This window comes from Pseudomonas citronellolis (assembly GCF_900112375.1).
Taxonomy (GTDB): Bacteria; Pseudomonadota; Gammaproteobacteria; order Pseudomonadales; family Pseudomonadaceae; genus Pseudomonas; species Pseudomonas citronellolis.
Map to the genome: position 1 here is coordinate 1 of NZ_FOLS01000064.1, position 5,756 is coordinate 5,756.

A 5,756-nucleotide genomic window follows, 5' to 3' on the forward strand; every position below is an offset into this window, starting at 1 on the left:
GCGGCGCGTTACACCGAGCAAGAAGGCAGCTGGGTTCCCGCGTTCGCGGGAATGACGAGTTAAAGATCGAAGCCCTAGCCCCACCCCACATGAAAATGCCGTTTCCCCCATGAAGAGAAACGGCATTCTTCCTTAAGTGAACAGCAAGGACATTCTCGTTACGCGAACCTCAGGCAGGCTGCTTGGCATAGCGCGCCAGCGTCGGATCACGCTGCATCACCGCCAGAGTATTGGCATAAACCTGCTCCCCAGTCGCATCCTTACTGGCAAAAATCTCCCCAAAGTGCCGCTGAGTAACCTGCGCGAAATGCGCACGATCCTGAGCCTGCACCCCCAGCAGGGTGGCATAGGCATCCAACGCATCCCCATGCCCCTTGGCCATATCCTCGGCAATGTTGTCGAGCATGCCGTTCATGGCAAAGATCGAACGACCGCCATACCCCAGCCGCGCATCGGAGTTGCAGCCGTTGGTGCCGGAAGTCAGGCCGAAGGTGGCGTTGCCCGAAGTCCCGTTGGTGGTAGTGGCCAGCAGGTGCGGGAACAACCCGCGCTGCCCTTCGAACAACATGTTGCCCCAACCGCAGCCATTGCCCCCGGCCTGGTCCGCCTGGGCGAACAGGCTGGCGGCGCCGAGAACCGCGAAGATCGCACTCTTGCCGAGCAGTTTGCTTGTCATGGATGTCGTTCCTTGGTCGTTTGACGTGGTTGGCGTGCCCTACCCCTTCGCTGCCCAGCACGGCTGGAACAGCCTGACTCGACTTTAGGTTTAGGCAAGGAATGGCCAGGTTTCAAACTTCGGCCGGTCGGTATTTGCATGGAGAATTCGCGATATCGAAAACATATGGCCGACTTATCGAGGCGGAACCTCGATCGACGATGCGCTGCGAAATCCGTCCCACAGGTGTTCTCCGCAACGACAGCAGCTGGAAAAACCCGCAAGGCAAGCGAATATGTCTGTGGAGAGCTTTGATGCTGCGGGAAGCCTATGCGGGCTTGGGCAGCGCAGGAAGCAACGCCACAGGGGGGAGCAAAGATGTCATTCACACTGCCCGATGCTTTGTCGCACTATCGCGCAACCTTGGACAAGAACCATAAGTTCTGGGGCTACTTCCAGTTGGTAGCCTCGGCTACCGCAGCTTTCGCCTGGTCCCGCGATAGATTCGAAAACGGCCAGTTGCTGTTACCTCTCGCAGCGGCTTTCGCAGTCTTCGCCATATTGAACTGGCGCTTGGTAGTGGAATCCCAGGAGGAACTCCTGATCGCAGCAAGGTGCGTCAAGGACTACGCATCGAAGATCGGCGTACCCGATGAGTTGTTGCCCATGATCCAGGCGATCAAACCCGATTCGACCCTTCGGGTAGGCGTCTGGCATGCCGTTTTGTCGATGGCCACACTCGCTGCCGTTATCTGGGCTCATTGCGGGTTGGAGCCATTGCGCAACTGACGTTGGCCGCTACCGCGCAGCGCTTCCAGGCACATCGGCGTCGAATCCAGGCAACTCCGGCGTGGCCGTTGCCCCTATGGTGACGGGCCATATCCCACCGACCTGGAACTGTCATGTCCGACTTCATCACCGTACTGCGCGAAACCTGCCCCACCCCCATGCTGGATGCCACCAAGTGGAAGCGCATCGGCGGCGACCCGCACACCGTCAACCTCAACGCCTACACCTCGGCGGACGGCAGCAAGATCATGGGCACCTGGATCTGCACCCCCGGCAAGTTCGAGGTGAACTACGAGAAGTGGGAGTACTGCCACTTCCTCGACGGCTACTGCATCATCACCCCCGAGGGCGAGCAGCCGGTGCACCTGAAGGCCGGCGACGTGTTCGTCATCGAGCCGGGGCTGAAAGGCACCTGGGAAGTGGTGGAGACGGTGCGCAAGTATTTCGTGTTCGCCTAACGCCTATGGCGTTATCTGCCAATCGCGGACGGAGTCCGCTCCTACGGTTCCAGGGAAGCACGGACGTAGGAGCGGACTTCGTCCGCGATGGCCCTCGGCAACGCCAGTGTTCCGGCCAACGGCGGATAACCGCGAACGGTTATGCGCCCTACGACTCGCCTGCATTGGCCAGCAGGCGGCGGGCGCGGGCCAGGACCGGGGCGTCGACCATCTGGCCGTCCACCTGGAAGGCCGCCGCGCCGCTTTCGGCCGCGGCCAGTACCCGGCGTGCCCAGGCCAGTTCCTCGGCGCTGGGGGCCAGGGCGGCGTGGAGCACGGCAACCTGCTTCGGGTGGATGCACAGCGCGCCCACCAGGCCCAGGTCGCGGCCGTGGCGGAGCGTCGCGGCGAAGCCTTCGGCGTCGTCGAAGGCCGGGTAGACGGTGTCCAGCGGCGCCTGCAGGCCGTTGACCCGCGAATGCAGCAGCAGGCTCAGGCGCACCTGGTCGTAGACGCTCGCTGCAGCCGCGGTGCCGCTGCTCATGCCGATGTCCAGGGCCAGGTCGAGACCGCCGAAGGTCAGGCGCTCGACGCCGGCGCAGGCGGCTATTTCCCCCACGGCCAGCAAGCCGCGGGCGCTTTCGATCAATGGCCAGATCGGCTTGCCGCAGGCTGACGCGGCGCGCAGGTCGTCGGCGCGTTCGACCTTGGGCAGGAGAATGCCTGCCACTCCGGGCAGGCGCCGGCACAGTTCCAGGTCCGCGGCGTGCTCGGGGTGCCCGGCGGCGTTCACCCGCACCCGCACGCGGGCCTGCGGGTTGGCTTCGAGGAAGGCCGCCAGGTCGTCGCGGGCGCGGGCCTTGAGCGAGGCCTCGACGGCGTCTTCCAGGTCGACGATCACGGCGTCGGCGCCGCTGGCCAGGGCCTTGGCGAAGCGCTCCGGGCGGCTGCCGGGGACGAACAGGGCGGAACGGACGATGGGGCTCATGCGGGGTCCTTGGTCAGGTTCGGCTCACACTGCGCCCTGCTCGTGCAGGCGCAGGATGTCGGCGGCGCTGTAGCCCAGCTCGGCGAGCAGGCTGTCGGTATGTTCACCGAGGCCCGGCACCGCGTCCATGCGCGGCGCATAGGCGTTGCTGCGGGCCGGCGGCAGCAGCGCCGGCAAGCGGCCCACCGGGCTGTCGATCTCGCGCCAGGCGTCGCGGGCCTGCAGTTGCGGGTGGTTCCACAGGCCCTGCATGTCGTTGACGTGGGCGTTGGCGATCTGCGCCTGTTCCAGGCGCGCCACCACTTCCGCCGCGCTCAACCCGGCAAAGGCCTCGATTATCAATGCGCGCAGGGCGTCGCGGTTGGCCACTCGCAGGCTGGTGGCGGTGAAACGCGGGTCCGCCGCCAGTTCCGGGCGCTGCAGCACTACTTCGCAGAAGACCTTCCACTCGCGTTCGTTCTGTACGCCGAGCATCACGTTCTTGCCGTCGCCGGCGGGGAACGGCCCGTAAGGGTAGATGGTGGCGTGGGCGGCGCCGGCGCGCGGCGGTTGCGCCTGGCCTTCGAAGGCGTAGTACATGGGGAAGCCCATCCACTCGGCCATGCCCTCGAGCATCGAGACTTCCACCCGGCTGCCCTCCCCCGTGCGCCCGCGCAGCAGCAGCGCCGAGAGGATGCCGCTGTAGGCGTACATGCCGGCGGAGATGTCGGCGATGGAGCAGCCGGCCTTGGCCATCTCGTCCGGGCCGGGGCCGCCGGTGACCGAGAGAAAGCCGCTCTCGCTCTGGATCAGCAGGTCGTAGGCCTTCTTCTGCTCGTAGGGGCCGCCTTCGCCATAGCCGGAGATGTCGCAGACGATCAGGCGCGGGAAGCGTTCGTGCAGCGCCTCGAACGACAGCCCCAGGCGCGCGGCGGCGCCGGGCGCGAGGTTCTGCACCAGCACGTCGGCCTGTTCCAGCAGCTGCTCCAGTACGGCGTGGGCCTCGCCCTGCTTGAGGTCCAGGGCCAGGCTTTGCTTGGAACGGTTGGTCCAGACGAAGTGCGAGGCCATGCCGCGCACGCGCTCGTCATAGCCGCGGGCGAAGTCGCCGACGCCGGGGCGCTCGACCTTGATGACGCGGGCGCCGAGGTCGGCCAGCTGGCGGGTGCAGAACGGCGCGGCGATGGCGTGTTCCAGGCTGATGACGGTGATGCCGTCGAGGGGACGCGGGTTCATGGGTGCTCCAGGTGTCTCGTGCGCCGCCGCCATGGACGGCGCGGCGCTGTCGGTGTGTATCCACGGTCCGGGCGGGCGGCGCCCCGCGCTCTGTGAACCCCCGGGTTCCGGAGGCCGCCCGCCCGGGCCATGGGCTACTCAGGCAAAGGCTTCCAGGCCTGGCAGGTCATGCAGGCGCCAGCTGGCGTCGATCAGCCGGGTGGCCTCGGCTTCGCCGCGGGCGCCGGCGAAGGCCAGCAGGCGGCGGAACTTGTCTTCCAGTTCGGCGCGGCTGAGGCTGTTGCCCGGGTCGCCCTTGGGCTCGTCGATAGCGCCTTGCAGCTGGCGGCCATCGCTGGTGAGCACCTCGACGCGGCCCAGCCAGCGCTGCGGGTAGGCGCAATCCACTTCGGCATCCAGCTGCATGCCCACCTTGTCGCGGAAGGCCGCCACGCGCGGGTCCTGCAGGGCGAACTGCTCGAACTCCACCAGCCCGGCCTTGCCGTGCACGGCGATCAGGCCCAGCACCGTGCCCATGGAGAACTTCGCCTGGTGCACCGTCTGCGGCACGACCACACGGCCGAGCACATCGATGGCGCCCTGGTGCACGCGGGTGGTGACGCGGGCGATGTCCTCGGCCTGCAGCCCCTCGCGCTGCATCAGCGCCAGCAGGGCGTCGGCCGCGGGATGGGTGTGGCGGCAGGAGGCGTGGAACTTGAACGAAGTCTCGACCAGCGCCCAGCGGCTGCCCAGGCCGTCCACCAGCCAGCGCGGGTCGGCGTCGCTGGACATGCCGGCGGCCATGCCCTGCTCGCCTTCGAGGATGTTCTGCGCGCCGCTGAGGCCATCGGCGGTCAGGTAGGCGGCGAGCAGGCCATCGGCGGCGGCCTTGGCGGTGTGCAGCTGCTTGGAGTCGGCGGCATCGCGGAGGAATTCCCAGAGCCCGGCGGCCTGGGTCCCGGCGCTGCCCAGGCAGTTCACCAACTGGCGGGCGTCCAGGCCCAGCAGCTTGCCAACGGCTACGGCGGCGGCCAGGGTGCCGACCGTGGCGGTGGTGTGGAAGATGCGGTAGTGCGAGCGGCCGAGGAATTCGCCGATGCGGATGCCCGCCTCGTAGCCGGCGACGGCGGCGAGGATCAGCTCGCGGCCGGACTTGCCCAGGTCCTGGGCGGCGGCCAGGGCTGCTGGGAATACCACCGTGGCCGGGTGCAGCACCGAGCTGTTGTGCAGGTCGTCCTGTTCCACCAGGTGCGAACTGGCGCCATTGACCAGCGCGGCGAAGTACGCCGAAGTCGAGGAACCGTCGACCAGCACGCGGCTGCGTCCGTCCGCGGGGCCCATGCGTTGTGCATAGCGCTGGAACAGCGGGATCGGGTGGCGGCCCTGGCTGGCCAGGGCCGAGCCCAGCCAGTCGAGGAACAGGTCTTCGGTGCGTGCGACCACTGCGGCCGGCAGGTCTTCGTAGCGCAGGCCGGCGAGGAATTCGGCCAGGGCGTGGGTATTGTTCATCGCTTGTCGTCCTTGGGCTCGCAGGTCAGAAGGAGCGCGGCAGTTCGAGCAGGTGCTCGGCCACGTAGGACAGGATCAGGTTGGTGGAGATCGGCGCCACCTGGTACAGGCGCGTCTCGCGGAACTTGCGCTCCACGTCGTATTCATTGGCGAAGCCGAAGCCGCCGTGGGTCTGCAGGCAGGC

Annotated in this window: 6 protein-coding genes and 1 pseudogene; 2 read left to right on the forward strand and 5 right to left on the reverse strand. The window is 67.2% G+C overall.

Annotation, left to right across the window (positions count from 1 at the left end; genetic code table 11):
* Positions 1-169: 169 nt before the first annotated feature.
* Positions 170-676, reverse strand: coding sequence for a DUF3015 domain-containing protein (locus tag BM060_RS31850; protein ID WP_009622065.1), 507 nt, complete (start codon positions 674-676; stop codon positions 170-172).
* Positions 677-1,033: 357 nt separating this feature from the next.
* On the opposite strand from BM060_RS31850, the gene BM060_RS31855 reads away from it, so the two are divergent.
* Both BM060_RS31855 and BM060_RS31860 read left to right on the forward strand, forming a co-directional pair.
* Positions 1,034-1,444 (forward strand): hypothetical protein, encoded by a 411-nt coding sequence (locus BM060_RS31855; RefSeq protein WP_074986535.1) that lies wholly within the window; start codon positions 1,034-1,036, stop codon positions 1,442-1,444.
* A gap of 113 nt (positions 1,445-1,557) precedes the next feature.
* Positions 1,558-1,902 carry a cupin domain-containing protein gene (locus tag BM060_RS31860; protein ID WP_058489624.1) on the forward strand — a complete coding sequence of 115 codons (345 nt, stop codon included), beginning with the start codon at positions 1,558-1,560 and terminating at the stop codon, positions 1,900-1,902.
* Between the two features lie 148 nt (positions 1,903-2,050).
* Here the strand turns inward: BM060_RS31860 and BM060_RS31865 are convergent, their stop codons facing one another.
* From BM060_RS31865 to BM060_RS32775, 4 genes and pseudogenes are all read right to left on the reverse strand, one after another.
* Positions 2,051-2,869, reverse strand: coding sequence for an HpcH/HpaI aldolase/citrate lyase family protein (locus BM060_RS31865; RefSeq protein ID WP_074986537.1), 819 nt, complete (start codon positions 2,867-2,869; stop codon positions 2,051-2,053).
* A gap of 24 nt (positions 2,870-2,893) precedes the next feature.
* Positions 2,894-4,084, reverse strand: a complete 1,191-nt coding sequence (locus tag BM060_RS31870) for a CaiB/BaiF CoA transferase family protein (protein ID WP_074986538.1) — start codon at positions 4,082-4,084, stop codon at positions 2,894-2,896.
* A 138-nt stretch (positions 4,085-4,222) separates the two neighbouring features.
* A complete protein-coding gene (locus tag BM060_RS31875; RefSeq protein WP_074986541.1) occupies positions 4,223-5,572 on the reverse strand; it encodes an MmgE/PrpD family protein in 1,350 nt (449 codons plus the stop codon).
* Positions 5,573-5,597: 25 nt separating this feature from the next.
* Positions 5,598-5,756 (reverse strand): annotated as a pseudogene (locus BM060_RS32775) (acyl-CoA dehydrogenase family protein); the annotation flags it as partial.

What these genes read in the sequence shown, in the direction of transcription:
- BM060_RS31850 (WP_009622065.1), bottom strand. Translation starts at nt 676, where the DNA reads ATGACAAGCAAACTGCTCGGCAAGAGTGCGATCTTCGCGGTTCTCGGC.
- BM060_RS31855 (WP_074986535.1), top strand. Translation starts at nt 1,034, where the DNA reads ATGTCATTCACACTGCCCGATGCTTTGTCGCACTATCGCGCAACCTTG.
- BM060_RS31860 (WP_058489624.1), top strand. Translation starts at nt 1,558, where the DNA reads ATGTCCGACTTCATCACCGTACTGCGCGAAACCTGCCCCACCCCCATG.
- BM060_RS31865 (WP_074986537.1), bottom strand. Translation starts at nt 2,869, where the DNA reads ATGAGCCCCATCGTCCGTTCCGCCCTGTTCGTCCCCGGCAGCCGCCCG.
- BM060_RS31870 (WP_074986538.1), bottom strand. Translation starts at nt 4,084, where the DNA reads ATGAACCCGCGTCCCCTCGACGGCATCACCGTCATCAGCCTGGAACAC.
- BM060_RS31875 (WP_074986541.1), bottom strand. Translation starts at nt 5,572, where the DNA reads ATGAACAATACCCACGCCCTGGCCGAATTCCTCGCCGGCCTGCGCTAC.